Annotated in this window: 18 protein-coding genes; 11 read left to right on the forward strand and 7 right to left on the reverse strand. The window is 58.1% G+C overall.

Annotation, left to right across the window (positions count from 1 at the left end; genetic code table 11):
* The first annotated feature begins 226 nt into the window (after positions 1 to 226).
* From WM40_RS10150 to WM40_RS10160, 3 genes are all read left to right on the forward strand, one after another.
* Positions 227 to 766: a sugar dehydrogenase complex small subunit gene (locus WM40_RS10150; protein WP_046152845.1), complete on the forward strand. Its 540-nt coding sequence runs from the start codon at positions 227 to 229 to the stop codon at positions 764 to 766.
* A gap of 77 nt (positions 767 to 843) precedes the next feature.
* Positions 844 to 2,475 carry a GMC family oxidoreductase gene (locus tag WM40_RS10155; protein ID WP_046152846.1) on the forward strand — a complete coding sequence of 544 codons (1,632 nt, stop codon included), beginning with the start codon at positions 844 to 846 and terminating at the stop codon, positions 2,473 to 2,475.
* Positions 2,472 to 4,007, forward strand: a complete 1,536-nt coding sequence (locus tag WM40_RS10160; protein WP_236693459.1) for a c-type cytochrome — start codon at positions 2,472 to 2,474, stop codon at positions 4,005 to 4,007. Before WM40_RS10155 ends, WM40_RS10160 begins: the two co-directional genes overlap by 4 nt.
* Before the next feature lie 88 nt (positions 4,008 to 4,095).
* Here WM40_RS10160 and WM40_RS10165 read toward each other — a convergent pair whose 3' ends face one another.
* Complete coding sequence (locus WM40_RS10165; protein WP_046152795.1) at positions 4,096 to 5,040, reverse strand: LysR substrate-binding domain-containing protein; 945 nt, start codon at positions 5,038 to 5,040, stop codon at positions 4,096 to 4,098.
* Positions 5,041 to 5,241: 201 nt separating this feature from the next.
* On the opposite strand from WM40_RS10165, the gene WM40_RS10170 reads away from it, so the two are divergent.
* Positions 5,242 to 6,522, forward strand: coding sequence for an MFS transporter (locus WM40_RS10170; RefSeq protein WP_082102565.1), 1,281 nt, complete (start codon positions 5,242 to 5,244; stop codon positions 6,520 to 6,522).
* Between the two features lie 226 nt (positions 6,523 to 6,748).
* Entirely contained in the window at positions 6,749 to 6,931 is a 183-nt protein-coding gene (locus tag WM40_RS30060) for a hypothetical protein (protein WP_157685068.1), read from the forward strand.
* A 96-nt stretch (positions 6,932 to 7,027) separates the two neighbouring features.
* Here WM40_RS30060 and WM40_RS27835 read toward each other — a convergent pair whose 3' ends face one another.
* The 3 genes from WM40_RS27835 to WM40_RS10190 all read right to left on the reverse strand — a co-directional run bounded on the left by WM40_RS27835 (position 7,028) and on the right by WM40_RS10190 (position 9,961).
* Positions 7,028 to 9,103 (reverse strand): response regulator, encoded by a 2,076-nt coding sequence (locus WM40_RS27835; protein ID WP_176026097.1) that lies wholly within the window; start codon positions 9,101 to 9,103, stop codon positions 7,028 to 7,030.
* 180 nt (positions 9,104 to 9,283) lie between these two features.
* Positions 9,284 to 9,478 (reverse strand): hypothetical protein, encoded by a 195-nt coding sequence (locus WM40_RS10185; RefSeq protein WP_046152797.1) that lies wholly within the window; start codon positions 9,476 to 9,478, stop codon positions 9,284 to 9,286.
* Between the two features lie 69 nt (positions 9,479 to 9,547).
* Complete coding sequence (locus WM40_RS10190; protein ID WP_157685769.1) at positions 9,548 to 9,961, reverse strand: hypothetical protein; 414 nt, start codon at positions 9,959 to 9,961, stop codon at positions 9,548 to 9,550.
* 507 nt (positions 9,962 to 10,468) lie between these two features.
* Between WM40_RS10190 and WM40_RS10195 the strand changes: the two genes are divergently transcribed.
* Positions 10,469 to 12,349, forward strand: a complete 1,881-nt coding sequence (locus tag WM40_RS10195; protein ID WP_162199061.1) for an AI-2E family transporter — start codon at positions 10,469 to 10,471, stop codon at positions 12,347 to 12,349.
* A gap of 119 nt (positions 12,350 to 12,468) precedes the next feature.
* Here WM40_RS10195 and WM40_RS10200 read toward each other — a convergent pair whose 3' ends face one another.
* Positions 12,469 to 13,446, reverse strand: a complete 978-nt coding sequence (locus WM40_RS10200) for a 2-hydroxyacid dehydrogenase (RefSeq protein ID WP_024903890.1) — start codon at positions 13,444 to 13,446, stop codon at positions 12,469 to 12,471.
* A 582-nt stretch (positions 13,447 to 14,028) separates the two neighbouring features.
* Here WM40_RS10200 and WM40_RS27840 point away from each other — a divergent pair.
* From WM40_RS27840 to WM40_RS10215, 3 genes are read left to right on the forward strand one after another with little or no spacing between them, the layout of a single operon-like run.
* Positions 14,029 to 14,613, forward strand: a complete 585-nt coding sequence (locus tag WM40_RS27840) for a helix-turn-helix transcriptional regulator (protein ID WP_157685770.1) — start codon at positions 14,029 to 14,031, stop codon at positions 14,611 to 14,613.
* Complete coding sequence (locus WM40_RS10210; RefSeq protein WP_024903888.1) at positions 14,610 to 15,308, forward strand: HAD-IA family hydrolase; 699 nt, start codon at positions 14,610 to 14,612, stop codon at positions 15,306 to 15,308. The genes WM40_RS27840 and WM40_RS10210 overlap by 4 nt, the downstream gene beginning before the upstream one ends.
* A gap of 24 nt (positions 15,309 to 15,332) precedes the next feature.
* Positions 15,333 to 15,686 (forward strand): cupin domain-containing protein, encoded by a 354-nt coding sequence (locus tag WM40_RS10215; protein WP_046152799.1) that lies wholly within the window; start codon positions 15,333 to 15,335, stop codon positions 15,684 to 15,686.
* A 94-nt stretch (positions 15,687 to 15,780) separates the two neighbouring features.
* On the opposite strand, the gene WM40_RS10220 is transcribed toward WM40_RS10215, so the two are convergent.
* Both WM40_RS10220 and WM40_RS10225 read right to left on the reverse strand, forming a co-directional pair.
* Positions 15,781 to 16,275, reverse strand: a complete 495-nt coding sequence (locus tag WM40_RS10220) for an Lrp/AsnC family transcriptional regulator (RefSeq protein WP_024903886.1) — start codon at positions 16,273 to 16,275, stop codon at positions 15,781 to 15,783.
* A gap of 147 nt (positions 16,276 to 16,422) precedes the next feature.
* Entirely contained in the window at positions 16,423 to 17,316 is an 894-nt protein-coding gene (locus WM40_RS10225; RefSeq protein WP_024903885.1) for a GNAT family N-acetyltransferase, read from the reverse strand.
* A 290-nt stretch (positions 17,317 to 17,606) separates the two neighbouring features.
* Between WM40_RS10225 and WM40_RS10230 the strand changes: the two genes are divergently transcribed.
* Complete coding sequence (locus WM40_RS10230) at positions 17,607 to 18,902, forward strand: NAD(P)/FAD-dependent oxidoreductase (RefSeq protein ID WP_046152800.1); 1,296 nt, start codon at positions 17,607 to 17,609, stop codon at positions 18,900 to 18,902.
* A gap of 57 nt (positions 18,903 to 18,959) precedes the next feature.
* On the forward strand, positions 18,960 to 20,579 hold the full coding sequence (locus WM40_RS10235) for an ABC transporter substrate-binding protein (protein ID WP_024903883.1): 1,620 nt from the start codon (positions 18,960 to 18,962) through the stop codon (positions 20,577 to 20,579).
* Positions 20,580 to 20,653: the final 74 nt, after the last annotated feature.

Below are 20,653 nucleotides of genomic sequence, written 5' to 3' on the forward strand. Positions count from 1 at the left end.
TTGTGCCGCATCCGCGTCTCTAGCGCCGCGCGTCTCTTACGTCATATGGCGGTATCAACACGACTACGCGTAACTGTGAGGAAATGCTGACGTTAAGAGCTGCTCCGTCCATGCAAACTGAGTGCAGCACATCCGCCACACTACGCGTTAACCCGGCCATTTCGTCGCAGCATGACTTGTTTCTGTGGCAACATTCCTCCTCGTTGCCACAAAGAATCTCAAAAAGATGTTAATTGCGCGACGTAAGCTTCTTATCGGGGGCGCGGCGATTGTCGGAACGTATGTGACCGTGTCCGGATTTCCGTGTCTGGCATTGTCCGAGCCGACAACCGTGGCACCCGAAACCTTTGCCGTACCAGCAGCGATCGATGCACAATTCATGCGCCTTTCGTCGTTGCTGATTAATCACCATCTCGATGCCGGCGTTGGTGCACGGATTGCCGCATTTGCATCGAATGCGCATCCCGATTTATCCAGGATGATGGACAGCATCATCGCCATCGCACAGCAAAAGAAGGCAACGGCCGTCGAGGATTTCTTCGATGACATTCCGGACGGCGCTGCAAAGGATCTGGCGCACTGGATCATCGCGGCCTGGTATTCGGGCTCATCGTCGGCAAGCCATGATGCCGACGTATTCACGTACGAACTTGCGTTGACCTATCAGGTAACCAAGGACGTGACGCAAATTCCTTCATACGGCCTCTCCGGGCCGAATGCCTGGACGCGTTCGAATGCTCCGCTGGATGCAATGCCCCAATTCTAAGATCGACATGACGATGCCGGTGCGGCCCGCTCGCATTGCGGGTGCGTTCCGGTAATCGCAACTATCCGTACCCCACAATGCCCAACAAAGAGAGTGCCGACGTCGTCATCGTCGGAACCGGCGTCATCGGCGTCACCGTTGCCGAGCAATTGCTCGACGCGGGCGCGTCTGTCCTGATGCTTGAAGCCGGCCCACGCATCGAACGCGGCGAGATCGTCGAGAATTTCCGGAATCTACCTCTCTCGCTAAAAGGCGACCCGTCGTCGTGCTATCCACCAGCCAAATGGGCGCCACATCCCATGTGGTCGCATGAAGACCCACACGATCACTATTTGCAACTCAGTGGCGTCGATAGCTATGCGCAGTCGTACATCCGCTATGCGGGCGGCTCGACCTGGCATTGGGCAGGCACCTGCTGGCGCCTGACGCCGGAAGACATGCGCCTGCATTCGAACTTTGGCGTTGGTCGCGATTGGGCATTCGACTACCAGACCCTCGAGCCGTACTACACGCGTACCGAACATTACCTGGGTATTTGCGGTCCGTCAGACCCGGCATTGCAATGGCCGCCGCAACGCTCGGCCCCCTATCCGATGCCGGCATTACCTTTTGGACCGGGTGAACAACGTTTTACCGAAATCGCAAAAAGCCTGGGATACAACAACATTCCCACTGCGCAGGCGCGTAATAGCGGCATGCCATACGACGATCGCCCAGCCTGCTGCGCCAACAATAACTGTGTACCCGTATGCCCGGTAGCGGCGAAGTACGATGCGTCCACCGCCCTCACGCGACTGGAAGCCAAGGGGGCGACGATCCTGTGCAATGCGGTTGCCTATCGCGTCGAGACCAACAGCAAGAATCAAATCGAAGCGGTGCATTATCTCGACCAGAACAGGCAAAGCCATCGCGTCACCGGCAAGCGCTTCGTACTGGCGTGTAATGGCATTGAAACGCCAAAACTGCTGCTGATGTCGAAAGACGAGCGCAATCCGTACGGACTGGCAAACAGCTCGGACCAAGTCGGCCGCAACATGATGGACCATCCGCAACTGACCATGACGTTGACGCTCGAGGACCCGTTCTGGTCGGGCGTGGGGCCCGTGGTCAATAGTGGCATCATGGAAACGTCGCAAGGCGCCTTCCGATCGGAACACGCCGGTGCCTACTTCCGTTTCAATAACTTCGGCCGCAACCGCTTCGTGACATTCAGTGCGTTGAAGAAGGGCCTCGTCGGCAAAGCGCTCGATGCCGAGATTCGCCGCCTGTCGGCATGCACGGTCGATATCGTGCTCGCGCACGAAATCCTGCCAAATCCGGAAAATCGCCTCACGCTTTCGGACAAAAAGGACTGGCTGGGCTTGCCACGTCCGGCCGTGCATTACGACGTAGGCGACTACGTACGTAAATCGGCCGACACGTACTCGATTCCGATCGCGAAAAAGCTCGCGGCGGCAATGGGCGCGAAAGACACTAAACTCGCAGCGAAGTTCGCGCAGAGCAAACACATCATGGGTGGCGCGATCATGGGCAACGACGCCGGCAACTCGGTCGTCGATGCCAACTGCCGCGCGCACGATCATGAAAACCTCTGGCTGCCAGGTGGCGCCGCCATGCCCAGCACCGCTTGCGGCAACAGCACCATCACGATGACGGCATTGGCGTTCAAGGCCGCAGACGCCATCGTCGGCCAGACGCGAGGGGCATGATGCGCATGACAATGACATCGCTTACCCGCGTGCTGTGCACTGCTTCCGTTTCTCTGGCGTTGATGGGCGCCATGGCGTCGACGGCATACGCGGCCGATACCGCGAACGTCACGGCCGCCACTGCTTCGGCGGATACCACGCCGACTGCGGCATCGAGTGCCGCGCCGCAAGTTGGCCTTTTCGCCCGAAGCCTAGTCGAGAAAGGGCGTTACCTAGCCACCGCCTCCGACTGCATCGCCTGTCACACGGCGACCGGTGGCCGGCCGATGGCCGGCGGTTTAGCCATTGCATCACCCGTTGGCACGATCATCGCCTCGAACATCACGCCATCGAAGACGCATGGTATTGGTAACTATACCGAGCAACAGTTTGCCGATGCGCTGCGCAAAGGTGTGCGCGCAGATGGTGCGAACCTGTATCCGGCAATGCCATATACCGCGTACGCCACGCTATCCAACGACGACATCCATGCGCTGTATGCTTACTTCATGCAGGGCGTGACGCCGGTGGACACGCCAACCGCCGCAACGCATCTGCCGTTCCCGATGAACATCCGCTTGTCGATGCGCATTTGGAACGCACTGTTTCTGAACGACAAGCCGTATGTCACTGACCCGAGTCAATCGGAAGAATGGAATCGCGGCCGGTACCTGGTGGATGGCGCCGCACACTGCAGTACCTGTCACACCCCGCGCGGCGTCCTGATGCAGGAAAAGCAGGACTTGTCGATGGCCGGTGCGCAAGTAGGGCCGTGGTATGCACCGAACATCACTCCTGATGCCACGCATGGCATTGGCACCTGGACGCAGGAAGAGCTGGTCACGTATTTGAAGACGGGGCGCCTGCCAGGCAAGGCACAGGCCGCGGGCAGCATGGCGGAGGCAATCACGCATAGCTTCCGTTATCTGACGGATGCCGATGTCAATGCGATTGCCTTATATATGACGCATATTCCGGCGATTGGCGATGGTGTGACGCAAAATTCCACCACGAGCTCTCGTTTTGACCAGGGCAAGGCGTCAAGTGACTTGGCGGCGTTCCGGGGCAAGGGCTTCGAAGCCGGCATGGCGAGCAGCAACCGTGGCGGAGTAATATTCTCCGCGAACTGCGCCTCGTGCCATGGTTATAACGGACAAGGTTCGGAAGACGGCTATTACCCGAGCCTATTCCATAATTCGGCCACCGCCGGCGCGAATCCGAACAACCTGCTTGCCACTATCCTGTATGGTGTGGATCGGGAGACGACAAGCGGCCACGTGTTCATGCCATCGTTTGGCAGCCAGCCCGGTGCAGTCACGAACCTAAGCAACGAGGATGTCGCCGCACTGGCCAACTACGTGTTGACGCACTATGGCAATAGCGCGCAAGCGGTAACGCCGGCGGATGTTGCAGTAATCCGTCAAGGTGGACCGCATTCGAACCTGTTGACGATGACGCGTGTCGGTATCGGTGTCGGCATGGTGGTCGTGCTGATCGCCATCGGATCGCTGCTGATGCGCGGGCGTCGCAAGCAAGGTCGGGCGCAGCGTTGATGCGCATGGGATGAAACGAGTGGTGGACAGACACTGAAGAGACAGGGGTGCACCGGCGTTAAATGGTGCGCCCTTTGTTTTATCACGCTCACGACGCGGAGGCTACGCCACCCTGTAGCGTCCGCGCATCTTGCGCGGCCATCTCGGTAATCCATGCCTCGAATACGCGTACCGCATCATCGTCAACCCGATCGGGATGGACGATCAGCGTATAGTCTTCCGCGCGCCACGCCGGTGTTGCAATCGGGCACACCAACCGACCCGCGGCCAGATCGCGCTGAATCAATGGTAGCGAGACCAGCGAGACACCCAACCCTTCGACGGCGGCGGCAAGCTGCAGATACGTGTGGTCGAACTCGACGTTGCGCACCGGCTTCAAATCCGGTTCTCCAGCCGTCCGCAGCCATTGCGCCCAGCCGTTCCGAGTGGTTGCCGCATGCAAGAACGTATAGCGGCGTAGATCTTGTACACACTGGATAGGTCGTCTACGTAACAGCGTGGGACTGCATGCAGGCAGACGAATGTCCGACATCAGGAATCGTGAGTGAATGACAGTGCCGGCTTCCGGCCCCGAGCGCACGCCGATATCAAAGGCGTCACCGATATAGCGTAACTTACGAGATGTCGTGCTCAGCCGCACGTCGATATCAGGATAACGCGCCTCGAAATCCCCAAGCCGCGGCAACAACCAGCACAGCGCGAAGCTGGCCAACACGTTCACGCGCACCCGCCCCGAAATACGCCGCGCGGACGTGTCACCACGCAGGCGGGCTGCCGCCGAGCCAAGACGTTGAAACGCACCGCTGACGTCCTCCAGCAGCGCGGCGCCTTCGTCGGTCAACGTGACCCCGCTCGCACGCCTCTCGAAAAGCGGTAAGCCGAACCAGTCCTCCAACAGACGGATCTGCTTGCCCACGGCCCAATGCGTCACATGGAGGTCGACGGCCGCCGCGGCAAAACTGCCGTGACGTGCAACCGCTTCGAAATGGCGTAGCGCGTTCAACGGCGGCATCTTTTCACGATAAGTATTCATTCTCTGACGCGCTCCCCACACGACGTAATAAATACGTCCAAACGTGACTTTTTCTCTCCCATTGCGCGATATTACGTCAATTGGCGGCTATTTTCGCCCGTCATACAATGATCATATTCATCAAAACGGCGTGCCACGCATCTTTTTTTCCATTGACAGGGGCCGCCGTCACATCGATGCAGCTTATAAAAGGCCTACCGCATGCGTCTGCTCCGACTACCTCGAACAACTGTCGGCATCGACGACAAACTTGACGCCACCACCACGGCAGCGCGTAGACGCGTGCTGACGCTCTCTTGCACCGCGCACGCGCTGCACGATGGCTATACCGATATGATCTACGCACTTTTGCCCATATGGCAGTCGGACTTCGGACTGAATTACGGCGCCTTGGCGGTACTGCGCGGGATTTATGCAGGCACGATGGCCACCCTGCAACTGCCCGCCGGGCGGTTGGCCCGGCGGATCGGAAACGGTGCCACCTTGGCGCTCGGCACGCTCTTGGCTGCTCTAGGCTATGCCTTTGCCGGACTGTCGGGTGGCCTGCTCGCACTTGGCGCGGCGCTGGCCCTTTCAGGGATAGGCTCCAGCACGCAGCACCCGGTCGCATCGGGCGCGGTTTCGCGTATCTACGGTGCCAACGCACGCGGCCCCTTAAGCATCTACAACTTTGCCGGTGATCTTGGCAAATCGGCGTTGCCAGCATCGATATCACTACTGGTCACGGTGATGCCGTGGCGGCATGCACTGTGGATCGTGTCGGCACTGGGCGTTGCCGTCGCACTCTTTATCGGACGCTGTTTTCCGGCAATCCCGCGAGGAGCGGTGCTAGGCACTTCACCAGATGCGTCAATGCCCTTATCGCCGACGCCAATATCTTCACCGACGGCGTCAGCCACCACGGCACAGGTCAAAGCACGGCGCGCGCACAGTGCGCTGAACCCAGGCTTCATGATGCTGTTCCTTATCGGTGTGTTCGACACCGGCGTACGTATGGGCCTGCTGACGTTCCTGCCTTTCCTGCTGAAGGAAAAAGGAGCGGCCGGATCATTGATTGGAACGGCACTGGCACTGGTCTTCATCGGCGGCGCGGCCGGCAAGTTCGCGTGCGGTTGGCTAGGTGCTCGAACGGGCGTTATTGGTACGGTACTGGCAACCGAAAGCGGGACGGCCATCTGCATTATCGCGGTCATGTTCTGTTCATTGCCGCTGACGCTGATGCTGCTACCACTGCTGGGCGTGATGCTGAACGGCACCTCTTCCGTGCTATACGGCACCGTCCCGGAATTGACATCGACCGATCATACCGAGCGCGCATTTGCCATTTTCTACACGGGCACGATTGGCTCCGGTGCGATCGCCCCCATTATCTACGGGATACTTGGAGACCATCTCGGCGTTCATGGTGCGACCTTCGCAACAGCCTTAACCGCGATTGCCATATTGCCGCTGGCTTTGGGCCTGCGCCGCTACTTGCCATAGGCATGGCGACAGTCTCCGTCCGTTTCAGGCTCACGGCTCCGGCATTACCTGCCATTACAACGCTGTGCCGTTACGCTGTATCGACCCGCTGGAATAGCAACAACGCCTGTATTTTCCGATATTTTAGCGACATCACGTACATTGACGTGGTGCCGCCGGTGTCGGACGCTGCCGAATCATCGTACTAAAGACGAGGCTTCATGCGGGTGTTGAGTAACGATCATGCTTGTCAAGGCTGGTGTGGAGAGATGGCGCGCCGGCCGGTGTTGTTGCCGTCGTTATCGAAACCACGGAGGGTCTGGTCGCCGCGCGACAACGTGCCGTGGCAGAAGCGGATTTGCTGCAATTGACACGGCACCTGAACAACGTGTTGCGCAAGCCATCTCGGAACGTAGTCAGCTTGCTGTAGAAACCTTACAATCTGGAAGCGCTGGCGACAATGGTACGTAAGCTGCTCATCCAGGCAGCCAGGCATGGCGAAAGACAGTAACCTCCGCGTCCGCCGTCATTGCTCGACAGCAAACCGAGCAACGGTGGCAAGCAATTCGTCAATAGGCACCGGCTTGCGCAACACGACGGCGTCGCTAAGTTGATCGAGCGCCATCGTGTCAGCATAGCCACTGACAAAAATGATCGGCAATGTTGGATGCGCATCACGCGCCAACCGCGCAACCTGTGCGCCGTTAAGACCCGGCATCAGATAGTCGATTACTGCGACGGCGGGCTTGATCGATGCCAACGCCTCGAGTCCTATCTTGCCGTCCGCGGCTTCGACGACATCATAGCCACTGCAGCGGAACAGCTCTGCCATTGCGGCGCGCACCTCGTCGTCATCGTCGATTAGCAGGACCGGCGCTTTCAATACCACCCCAATGGTGGGGGGCGTCGACGGCGGGGCGATATCTTCCGCGTGTCCGACCGGGTCAGTCCGTAGCAACAGCAAATCAACGGTCGTGCCTCTGCCGACATCGCTGGTGATGCGCAATTCACCGCCGCTTTGCCGCATCACGCCATACACTTGGGCCAGACCGAGCCCCGACCGTTTGCTTGCTTCCTTCGTTGTAAAAAAAGGCTCTATTGCCCGCGCCGCGACATCGGCGGACATGCCGATGCCGTCATCAACGACGTGTACGGCGACAAATTGACGAGGCTGTCCGTCGACAGCCTCGATGACCGACGCCGATGTTCCAATGCGAAGATTGCCGCCGTTCGGCATCGCATCGCGCGCATTGATCGCAAGATTGAGAATAGCCAGTTGCAGTTGCTCTGGGTCGGTACGTACCCAGACATCGGCGGTTTGCAGATCGAGCACCACGTTGACATCGGGACCAAGCGCATTGCCGACGAGCTCACGGGCACCTTCGATAACCGTGTCCAACGCCACGGCCCGTACATCGATCAGTTGCGTCCGGGAAAAAACCAGTAACTGCTTGGTCAGCTTTGCGCCGCGCTGCGCTGCCATCGCGATGCTTTCAAGATAGCCGTGTCCGGGATGCGTAACGGATACGAACTGACGCATCAGATGCAAATTGCCACTGATTGCCATCAGCACGTTGTTGAAGTCATGCGCGATGCCGCCGGTCACCTGACCGAGCGCTTCAAGCCGTTGCGCACGATACATGCCCGACTCCGCCTTACGGCGTTCCTCGCCCTCTGTCAGCAGCAACGCGGCTTGCTCGGCCAACTGCCGTTTAAGATCGGTCGCCGCTTGCTGCTGGAACCGCGCCAACGCATCAGTCGCTTTTTCCCTGTTCTCGCGCGCGCCTCCTTCCCGGAATGTCAAGATCACTAATGGCGCCAGGATCAACAAGATCGCGAATGTCATCGCGGCTTCCACGCTCAGCACTGCGGCATGAACACCGCGTAGCAAACCAGCGGCCACCAGAATGGGGAAAAGCGCCAACACCAAGTGACGTCGGGTGGCCCGCCCCGCCCCGCTTGTCGACGTGATCAGTGCGGCCCAACCACGCGTGGGATCGGCAACGACGAAAGCAAGCGCAAGAATGAAGAGTGCCATGGCGGTGGACGTCGCCATTGTCGAATAAAGGAAAATGTGGTGCAAATCCGGCACCCCAAGAGCCGATCCTAATAACGCCGCGCTGGCAAACAGCATGGCTGCCCCGGTCAAGTAGTCGGCCGAAGTCGTATGCTGTGCAAGGCGCCGTAATTGACCGATGGATAGCAGCGCGATGGTGACCGCGGTGGCGATGGACGTCTGCGCCTGCGATGCGGCGCCGCGCGGCATGGCCAATTTCGAGAGCACAGGACTGATCACGTCGGCCCCGGTGAAAACCTGCGAAAGCAAGGCGATCAGTGCCGTTGCCAATGCCGCGCCATTCAAGGCGCGAATCGAACGTTCCGCGCTCTGCGGGTGCAATAAACCCGAGCATGACAGGCACACGATGCCGATAGACGTCAACATTGCCATGGCTACTGGCTGGGTTTCGGCCCGCCCTGGTGCACCGGCTTGTCGCCATAACGAAAATAATACGACTACCATCGCCATGATCGGCAATAGCCGCGCTCCCGTTTGCGTCACCTGGAAGATACGATCGTTCTTTGTAGGACGAATCTCTGACACGGGATCAATTCGCATGCCGGCCAAAACCTGTAGGAATAGTTCACGGTCCTTTTTATCATATCTCCTGGCCGATGCGCGTATGAAAGTCATCCGAAAGCGACATATCGCCACGCCCGATCAGTAATTAAAAACGGCGAACAAGGTGAATGTGACAAGAATGGGCCCGATGCCGCCGCGGGATCAATGGTCGGCATTTACCGCCAGGACGGTCGCGTGAGCCGACATGTCGCGGTAAAGCCAGGCAAGACAGGCAGCACCCACGCTCACGCCCAATATCACTAAGATCGCCTCTACAGCCTTGGTTTCCAGCAGGAAGTTGCCATGTAAAATATGACGCACCAGGAAGATGTCGATGCACGCGTGAGCAATGACCATTCCTACCAACGGCGCACCGACAAGAAAGTGCGTGCGTGCGAGCGCCCAAAAATGCCCTTCGGTGAGATGCTAGGCTGCGGATATGGACAATGGTTCCCCGATCGCGCCGCTACAAGTCAGAAACGATAGCCGTACCATAATAAAAAAGCACAGCGCTATCGGAAAAGTGATGCTGACGAAGGTTGAAGCGATGCCGTGGTGCGCACCCCAGGCGAGATGGTGAAGCGTAAAAAACATCAGTAGCACAAGCACGCCGCCACCAAGCACCGCGAACACACTTAGTAACGACGTTACGCGATATGCCCGCCAGATGCGGCGAAGCATGGATACGTGTCCGCTCCCATTTCCGCCCAGTAATGCATACCGAATGACATGGACCGTCAACGCCATCGTGGCGAATGACTGTAATACGCGAGCAAGAAGTATGTGAATCAATGCCGGCATGCCGCCCTGGCCCCGAGCCGCCCCGGCAACGCGCGCCATTTCAACAATTTCGGTTCGCCACAAGGACGAAGCGAAAATTGCCGCAAAAATTCCGACACTTAAAAGTGGCCGATTCAAGATAGCTCTCGTTCCATCGGACCAACTAATCTTGAAATAATGCCCCAGTCGTAGCTTGTACATTTCACTGAACGCTTGAAAGGTTTTTCGAGAAATTGTGAAGAAGGCCTCCATCACTACGGAATGAAACAGCCCTGTCACCCACCACAGGCAAGACCACCCTTCATTTTTCACAATTGTAATATAAAATAATTATTTGTTACAATTGGAAGGATAGCAACACTTTTGCGACATCTTGCCTGCAGTAGATGGTAGGCAGCGTGGTAGATTAGCAAGGCAGATGCAAACAGGCTGCAAACGCGCCTCTTTCGGACCATCCGCTACGAAGATGACCATTGCGACGTGAGCTTGAAGCGTGTAACCACACGCCGATGCCAATGTGTCCTAGCCCGCCACCCCTGCCCTCGCACTGACTTGACCGATCCGACCGTGCAGAAAACCAAGCCCGCCTCAACGCTTTTCGAGCGCAGTGTCTACGCGATTGCGTTCGTCATCATTGTCGCCGCATTGCATTTTGCCGCCGAAGTGTTGATCCCCGTCACGCTGTCGATCATCCTGAGCTTCCTGATCATGCCGTTGGTCGCCCGGCTGCGTCGTGTCGGCATCGGTCATAATCTGTCGATTGCATTGGCGGTACTGATTGCCGTGATCGTCGCCGGATTCATCGGTATCCTGATTGCGTCGCGCGTTGTTCAACTCGCTGCGGAGATGCCCCTCTATGCGACGGTACTGCATCAAAAATTGCTCGCGCTGTCGAACTTCGCCGACGTTGGCACGAACTGGCTGAGCGAGCGGTTCCGGTCAGTACTTGACTATGGAACATTGGAACGGATGGGTGGTTCCTCATCACGCGCTCGCGCGGCGGCGCGAGTACCCCCAACCGAGATGGCACTTGCCACCGATCCGCGCTTCCTCTTGCGCTGGGTAATCCATTTCGCCTGGCCTATATTGTCTTCGACCGGGGTGGTACTGGCAGTCCTCGTATTCGTGCTGTTCGAACATGAGGCGTTGCGTGACCGATTTATCCGCGTTACCGGCACCCGCGATATCCGCGCCACCACGGTGGCCGTTAACGAAGCGGGCGAGAAACTGTCCCACTATTTCGTTTCACAACTGATCGTCAACGCCTGTGTTGGCATTACGATCGCAATCGCGCTGTGGATCGCGGATCTGTCCGGCGCGCTGTTATTCGGTATTCTGGCTTTCGTATTCCGCTATGTACCGTATGTCGGGGTACTGATTGCGGCGGCGGCCGCCGCCTTCATGGGCATGATTTCATCCGACGGCTGGACGCTCGCCGTTACAGTCCTCGTGATTTTTATCAGCGTGGAACTGGTCTTTTCGCAATTTGTCGAACCGCTGTTCTATGGACATAGTACAGGCCTTTCGCCTCTGTCAGTCGTGCTTTCCGCTATCGTATGGGCCTGGTTATGGGGTCCCGTGGGCCTCGTGCTATCCACGCCACTCACGCTCTGCCTTGTCGTCTTCGGTCGCCACTTCGAATCCCTGCGTATTTTCGAGATATTGCTCGCGGATCTTCCCGCCTTGACGCTGTCGGAACGATTCTACCAACGCGCGTTGTCGAACGACGCCATCGAGATCAGCCGTGATGCGCGCAAATACATACGAAAGCGATCCCTGGCAGCGTATTGCGACAAGGTCTTGCTTCCGGCACTGATGCTTGCCAAGGCCGATCTGGATCGTGGCACGATTGGCGAAACCGAGCGCCAAGCGGTGGGGAATTCGATCCTCGTGGTCCTCGAGGACATTACGACAAGCACGACACGACGTCAGCGCATGCCCAAGATCACATTGAGCGATGGCATGAGCCTGGGCCAAATACTGCGATCCCGACGTGAGGCAATGCTGGGCAAGATGCAAGGTCCCGTTAACGGCCCACCCCGCTCGCTGATTCTCGTCATACCGTCCCATCCCATACATGACGCATTGCTTGCCGAGATTCTGGTAAGGGTACTGCGCGCGCGCGATCTCGACGCACGTCACCTCACGTTTGAGGAGTTCCTGTCCCCGCCACCAGATGCGGACCCGGCATTGGTCGGCGTGTGCCTGCTGCTTTATACCATTAGCGATGCGGAAACCGAGGCGCGTGTCACCGATTTAACCAATAAAATCGCAGCAGGCGTGCCGGACGCGGCTCGCGCCGCGGTACGGATCGTCGATCCATTTACCGATAATGGGAAAGCCCCACCGCCAGCGGCGGTGGAGAAACAGGTTACCTCATTCAGCGATGCGCTCGATTTCACCCTGCAGGCGGTGGATGACAATGCCGCCATAGGCAAGATCTTCTGATCATGCCAAACAGTGCGCGGATTGGGCCGTAGTGCGGACCTGGCATGACAGCCCTACCGTTTTCGGCCAGGTAGATCTTGACGAGGACCTAGCAGGTCCAGACTGGTGCGCAAAGATAGTCAGACGACAAGGTTCGTAGGCCGCTTTCCCGCCGCCAACTGATCAAGCCCGTCAATCAACATCTGGCCCATCGCTTCACGGGTTTGATGCGTCGCGCTACCGATGTGGGGAGTCATAAAGACATTGGGCAGAGTGCGATAACGCATATCGACGTATGGCTCGTTAGCGAACACGTCAAGCCCGGCTGCCATCAAATGTCCAGACGTCAATGCCGCAATCAGCGCCGTATCGTCGACGAGGTCACCCCGCGAAATGTTGACGACAACGCTTCCTTTCGGCAACAGCGCGATGCGATCCGCATTGATCGCGCCGCGCGACTCCGGCGTTCCCGGTGCCGCGATGACTAGCACATCCGATACCGTCGCGAGTTCGTCCAGCGTGGAATGATAGACTGCCCCGGCCTCCAAGCGCTCCGGGAGACGACTACGATTGTGATAATGGATCACCATGTCAAACGCCTGGGCCCGTCGCGCAATGGCACGACCGATGCGCCCCATTCCGAAAATACCCAGTCGTGCGCCAACCAGCCCCTTGCCTAGCATTTGCGTCGGAGCGCAACCCTGCCACGCGCCATCCCGAATCATTTTGTCACCCTCATAACCGCGACGGCACGTGTTCAGGACATGGAGCATGGCAATTTCCGCGCATGCATCGTTCAAAACGTCCGGTGTGTGCAACACGCTAACCCCATGCACACGTGCGGCGACAATGTCGATGTGGTCGAGTCCCACCGACAGTGTCGCGATCGTGCGAAGCGTCGGCGATAAAGACGCAATCACCGATGCATCAACGCGCTCAGTCGCCGAAACAAACAAGATCGACACACCTTGCGCCTGTCGGGCAATCCCGGCGGGAGACAAGATGCTGTCTTCATTGTTGACGGAGAGTTGATACTTTTCGCGCAGCGACGCCTCGATCGATACCGGGAAGCGGCGACAAAGATATGCACGAGGAAGGTCTGAAGAATCCGTTTGCATGGGGAGTCAATAAGGAACAAGGCTGATGAACCCGCAGCGTGGTGCGCATTCCAATACCGCAAATTTACCATATCAACTGCTGAATTAATTTATATTCGAAGCCGCCAGAAAATTCATTTATGAACGAACAAATAATCGCCGTAGTCCGTGAGAGAAGTGTGTGACGCGCATCGAGCGCGCGTTCGAATCGAGTACGGGACGGTCCATTACGTGGCTGCCGGTCGCCCATTCAACACCTTGCTGCCGCGGCTGGTAGCGTCTCCTAGACGTATCACGCTCCGCATTGTCTTCGCCCTTTCCGTTACCAAGAAGTACCCACGACGCCAATGACTTTGCATCGACGAATCCGACCGCACATCAACGCCGTGAGCCAGACCTTAACGGATAATCTCCGCATGCACGATCAGTACTGGAATCAGCATCGGTCGCCCTGCCACTCACTGTCATGGCAAGACGGCATAGATTCTGCGGCGATGCATTGCCTTATCGCTATTCGCTGCGGCGCATGCGCGCGAAATCAGTTTTTTCGACGGCTCGGACTCGCTTATGCTTTGCTGCATGTACTCGATGGTCCCAATCGCCATGGCTGCTTCCGCTACGCTCGCGACGCCCCCGGTTCCCGTGACAGCACACGCGCCACGATTTGGTGGAGCACCTGCCGGGACCGGTACATTTATCTTGCACGACGATTTCGGCGCCCCGCCTGACCTCGCGGCAGGCAGTGCGCGTGAGAAGGTATCGCAACGCAACAACTTGGCCATTCACACGGTACGTGAGCACATCCATCGCCGACCGGCGGATAATCACGCAGTGCCGCGCCTGGCGGGCATTGCGCGATTGAGCGTGGGCCGTTTCGCACGCGTGTTCAAACAGAAAGTCGGCATGCCGCCTCATCGGTATGTCTGTTTGGTCCGGATTAGGCATGCCCTCGCATTGCTGGAACATGGTGCAACACCTCTGCAGGCTGCATTGGCCAGCGGTTTTTACGATCAAAGTCACCTCTCGCGAAGTGTGAAAGCCATCAGCGCCGCGTTGCAAATACGCCGCCCGATCACGCAACACGCATTCGACTTACTGCAACGGCCGATATTTCCTGCCCTGGACGAACCAGGCGTCCTCGTTGGAAATCTCGCTATTCCACTTCCTCTTACAGAGCATTGTTCATGAGCCTGAAGCGTTTCAAGGTCCTGACGTTCGACGTCGTCGGCACGCTGATCGATTTCGAGCGTGGCATGTTGAACTACCTGCGCGCAGTCGCGCCGGATTCAAAGGTGCAGGATGAGGCGTTCCTCGCTGCCTACCGCCAAGCGCGCAAACGCCCTGATACCATTGCGTATCCGGATGATATTGAACACTGCTGGCACATCGTGGCGCCAGGCCTGGGGTTACCTGACGATGACGCCACTGCGCAAGGATTCCGAGACTCGGTGTCACAATGGCCGGCATTTCCAGATTCCATCGACGCGCTGAAACGGTTGCGCAGGCACTTCCGACTGGTGACAATGACAAACGGGCAACGTTGGGCTCTCGAACATTTTGCAGCAACGCTCGATCAGCCGTTCGACTTGCAATTAAGCGCTGATGATTCCCGTTGCGAAAAACCGGACCCCCAATATTTCGCGTATGCGCGCGGCCGCTTTGAGGAGAAATGGGGTTATACACAGCAAGATAACCTGCACGTCGCGCAGAGCCAGTATCACGATATCGGCATCTCGAAAAAACTCGGTATTGCGACGTGCTGGATCGAACGACGGCACGGCCAGACTGGCTCTGGCGGCACGATCGAATCCGAGCATACGATTCCGGATTACCACTTTCACACGCTCGCGCAATTAGCCGATGCGGTGGACGCCAATCAATAACTTACAGTAGAAACGCTCCCCATTATGCCGATCACAATTTTGCGTCAATCTGCAACTCTGAATACGTTGACCGAAGATGGCCCGGTCGCGCGGCCATTGTCCGCCCCCGCCGCCGTGGCGAAAAGCCACGAGGTGCCATTGGAAGGCCAGGGAGAAAATCGAACCGGCATCTGGGAAGTCAGCATCGGACGCTTCGAACGCCAACTCGCCAATTCAGAGGTCATGCACATTCTGTCCGGCGAATGCACATTTACGCCAACGGGTGGTGAAACACTGGAGATTCGCTCGGGCGATACGCTATTCTTCCCGGCAAACACAGAAGGTGTCTGGAATGTCACATCACCGATCCGCAAAGTGTATGTGGTAATGGCAGCGTGAAACGGTCAACACACGTGCGCGTACTGCTATGAACAGGCGCGTGCATTGTCGCGCGTCCGACGGTATGCAGACGCGCATCGTGTATCTTCACGCGCTAGGCCGGCGGCGAGAATAATCGCTCGATTGGATAGTGCGTCTTGATGAAAGGAGACTTGATCACAATGAAACTGAAATACTTCTCGATACCGATATTGCGTTCAAGCAGCCCTTCCATCAATTCCTGATAGTGATTCACTCCGCGCGTGATAACTTTCAACAAGTAATCGTATCCGCCGCTGACGAGATGGCATTCGATGATTTCGTCCATCTCCTTCACCGCTTTTTCAAAACGGATGAAATCTTCACGATGATGGTCGGATAGCGTTACCTCGGTGAAGACGGTCAATGTATCGCCCAGCTTCTCCATCCGAATCTGCGCGCTATAGCCATCGATGAAGCCCCCCTGCTCAAGCCGCTTGACGCGATTAAGACAAGGACTCGCGGACAAGCCCACTGCTTCGGCCAGATCAACGTTCGTCATCCGGCCGTTTTTCTGCAATTGGCTGAGTATGCGGAGATCGAGTCGATCGAGTTTCAGATTTGCTGCCATGAAATTCCAGCCAGGAAGGAGGTCTTGGTTCGCTGCCACGCAAACGGTACCCCGCCACGCCGATGGGGTACAATTTTAGGAGAGTACCGCGCGGCCCCGTATGAAGGCAACCCTGATGCGCTCGGACCAATAGGCCCGCGGGCACCGCTACGCCATCGCCTGGGCCGCGATGGCGATATTTCGCACACGCGGATCCGTTTCAAGTGCCGGGCCATGGCGCATCATCGGCACCGTTGTTACACAACTCAGCCCCAATCCGGTCAGCCAAGTGCGCATGCCGGAGAGCACGTCACTTCGAATATCGATTCTCAAAAATCGCCCGGTTGCAGCACTGCACAGGTGCGCAATCATTGACTGGGCCTGTTCGACGTCGGGCGCCACCACGGGGCCGATATACACGCCACGCCCAAAACGACGCATGATGGCGAACCCTGATACCGCCGAACCCTGATCGAGGACGATGGCGTTGACCGCATGATCGAGCCAGGCAGCAATCATCGGCCCTCGCGACAAACCCGTCGCTCTTGCATCCAGGCCCGTCAATGCAGAAAGGTCGTTGCGGCTCGCCGGGCGCAGACGGGCCCCGTCCGGCAGCGGCATGAGCGGCGCGGGACGGGGTCGTCCCTGCCATTGCTCGACGCCGCCATCGTGTTGAAAGCCGGCACGTCGCGCCAGTTGTTCGAGGCCGCCGAACGGGTATATCAGCATCGTCCGGCGGCCCATGCCAGCCATCAGGTCCGCAAGCAACTGCTGTTCGATCTCACTACCGCGAAACGGCGGCGCGGTAACAAGCAAGCCAATCGTGCCAGCCTGCTCACCCCAAGTCCAACGTTGCCCCACCACCGCCACTCTACCCTGAACCATCGCGACTCGGCCTCGACCCAGGCTACTGAACAAACGCCAGTCACTCAGCCTGTGCGGCCATCCAATGTCTTCGGACAAATGCAGCGCGGCGGCAAGGTCCGCCGCGGTCATATCGCGTATGCCCGAGATCGGAGGACCGACATCGGTTGGGCTGGGAAAGGACGTCGAAGCGCTCATGGTTCGAGGTAAAACGGATGCGACAGGAAGTGCAGGCCAGATTTGATGATGCGGATACGCCACCAGAAGAGGCTAGGAAAATTCGGCTCTCTTTGCGACGCGAGCCAGTCCCATCAAAATAATTGCTCGGGCACCGCAAACAATGCCGTGTACGACCCATCAAACCGCAGTTCCCGCTGCGGAACATGGTCAATACGAGACGAAGCCATGGTTTTGACGTGATTCAATTATTCCGTTGACACAATGCGGTCACCATTTCCCCCACACCTTCTGCGGACTGCCCGGCACCGATGAAACTCGATTCTTACTGGAAAGAAGGACTCGCTCCGGCGCACTGGGACACAAGCGCGCTACCAGAGGCCGTTGACGTCGCGGTGATCGGTGCGGGATTCTGTGGCCTCTCCGCCGCCCTGGAACTCGCGCGCAATGGCTTGCGTGTTGCCATTCTTGAAGCCCATGACAGCGTGACGGCCGAAGCGTCGGGCCGCAACGGAGGCCATGTGAATAACGGCCTTGCCGTCGATTACGCCACGTTAGCCGAGAAATTGGGGACCGAGCAGGCCCGCGCGATCTATCATGTCTATGACGATGCCGTGGACACCGTCGAACGGCTGGTGCGGCAGGAACAGATCGATTGCGATTTCCTGCGGCACGGCAAACTGAAGCTCGCATCCCGTCCCGCGCATTTCGAGGCGCTGGCCCGCAGCTTCAAACGGCTGGCCGACGATCGCGTGGATACGGATATGGCATTGCTCGACCAAGCCACCGTACGCGCCGAAGTGGACAGCGATATATATCACGGCGGGTTGCTATACAAGAAAAGTGGCCAGATGCATATGGGCCGTTTTGGTCGAGGCCTGGCCGAAGCCGCCGTCAGGCATGGCGCGACGCTGCATCTGGCGACACCGGTCGAAAAGCTGACGCGCATAGGCGGCAGCGCGCACGGGTATAGGGTACACACACCGCGCGGGGTGATCGGTGCAGATCGCGTCTTGCTTGCAACCGGCGCCTCGCGTCACGGCGGCTATGGTTCCTTTGGGTGGATACGCCGACGCATCGTGCCGATCGGGAGCTTTATCGTCGCCACCGCGCCGTTGGGTGAAGCACGCGCCACCGCACTGCTGCGCGAACGACGCACCTACGTCACCACATCGAACCTGCATCATTACTTCCGCATTTCGCCCGATCACCGTCTGATCTTCGGCGGTCGCGCGCGCTTCGCGATCTCCAATCCGCTGTCCGATGCCGAAAGTGGCAAGATTTTACAGGCGGGGCTTCTGGAGACCTTTCCGCAATTGCAAGACGTCCCATTGACGCACTGCTGGGGCGGCATCGTCGATATGACACGAGATCGCCTGCCGCACGCCGGCGTGCGACACGGACTGTACTACGCCATGGGCTTCAGCGGTCACGGTACACAGATGTCCGTCCATACCGGTCAACGGATCGCGCGGGTCATGCTGGGCGAGACAGAGGCGAATCCATGGCGATATCGCAATTGGCCCGCTATTCCGGGACATCTCGGACCGCCGTGGTTTTTGCCGTTGATGGGCATGTACTATCGAATGAAGGACGCATTGGCCTGAGTGAGACCTGCCCCCTTTTTAACAAGCGCATCGCAATGCTCCCGGGAACCAGACACCATGACGCAGCGCAAGCAACTCGACACCCTAGTTGGCACACGGCAATCGGATCAGTTGATGTCCGCCCTGAATCGCGGCGCCACGCGGCGCGACGTGCTCGCGATTCTTGCCGCGGGCGGCATGCAGTTGGCGCTTGCCAGTAGCCTGGCCGGGGTTGCAACCCGTGCGCACGCCGACACGCCACGTCGCGGCGGGAAGATACGCGTCGCGGGCGATAATACGTCCGCCAGTGATACGCTCGACCCGGCAAAGCAGTCGAACAAAACCGACTACTGCCGCGGCACGATGCTTTACAACAATCTGACCGAGCTGGACGCCACGCTGACGCCTCAGCCTTCTCTTGCCGAGTCGTTTACGACACAGGACGCCAAGACCTGGCTCTTCAAACTACGCAAGGGTGTCACATTCCATGACGGCAAGGCTTTGACACCGGCCGACGTCGTCTTCTCATTGATGCGCCACAAGGATCCTGCAGTCGCGTCAAAAGCGAAGACGCTCGCGGACCAGATTGAAAGCGTGAAAGCCAGTGGGCCCAACGAGGTAACCGTCGTGCTCAGCGCCGCCAACGCGGATTTTCCGGTTATCCTCGGCACGTTTTATTTTCATATCGTCAAGGACGGTACAATCGACTTCTCGACAGGCATCGGCACCGGGCCGTTTAAGCTGCAGACGTTCCAACCGGGGGTACGCTCCGTTGTTGTTCGAAATCCGGGTTACTGGAAGCCGGGTCTGCCACATCTCGATGAAATCGAATTCGTCGGCATCGGCGACGAAAGTGCCCGTGTCAATGCATTGCTATCCGGCGACATGGACCTGATCGCCAGCATCAATCCGCGTTCGGTGACGCGGATCAAGGGTTCGTCCGACCATGCGGTATTCGTCACGCAATCGGGTCTGTACACCGATCTGATCATGCATCGCGACGCCGGACCGGGTGCGAACCCGGACTTCGTCAAAGGGATGAAGTTGCTGCTCGATCGAAACCTGATGAAGCAGTCGATTGCGCTGGGCTACGCGGTAATTGGCAACGACCAGCCGATCGATCCGACAAATCGCTTCTATGCGGCGGGACAACCGCAGACGATGCTCGACCTGGACAAGGCGAAATTCCATCTCAAGAAAGCAAACCTCGGCAGTGCACCCATCCCGGTCGTCGCGTCCCCCGCGGCGATGTATTCCGTCGACATGGCGTTGATCTTGCAACAGACGGCACGCCAGGCGGGATTGAATCTGGACGTCAAGCGCATGCCTGCCGACGGTTTCTGGTCGAACTATTGGCTGACTGCACCAGTGGGTTTTGGAACCGTGAATCCACGGCCCAATGCGGATACGCTATTGACGCAATTTTTCAAATCGGATGCGCCGTGGAATGAATCGCGCTGGAAAGACCAGAAGTTCGATCAATTGCTGCTCGCGGCCCGCGCGGAGACGGACCTCGCCAAACGCAAACAACTTTACGGCGACATGCAATCGATGATCCGCACCGATGCGGGTATTGGCATTCCCCTATTCCTTGCATCGCTCGATGGCTATAACAATAAGTTGAAGGGTCTGTCGCCCATTCCCCTGGGCGGAATGATGGGCTATTCATTCGCCGAACACGTCTGGTTGGAGACGTAAGCGCCAGCGGCTTATCCACTGCCCCACGCACGTCCATGCACCGCCCGCCGCGCGTGCCTGCCCGCTTCAACGAA

Origin of the sequence: Robbsia andropogonis, from assembly GCF_000970345.1 — a bacterium.
Classification (GTDB): Bacteria; Pseudomonadota; Gammaproteobacteria; order Burkholderiales; family Burkholderiaceae; genus Robbsia; species Robbsia andropogonis.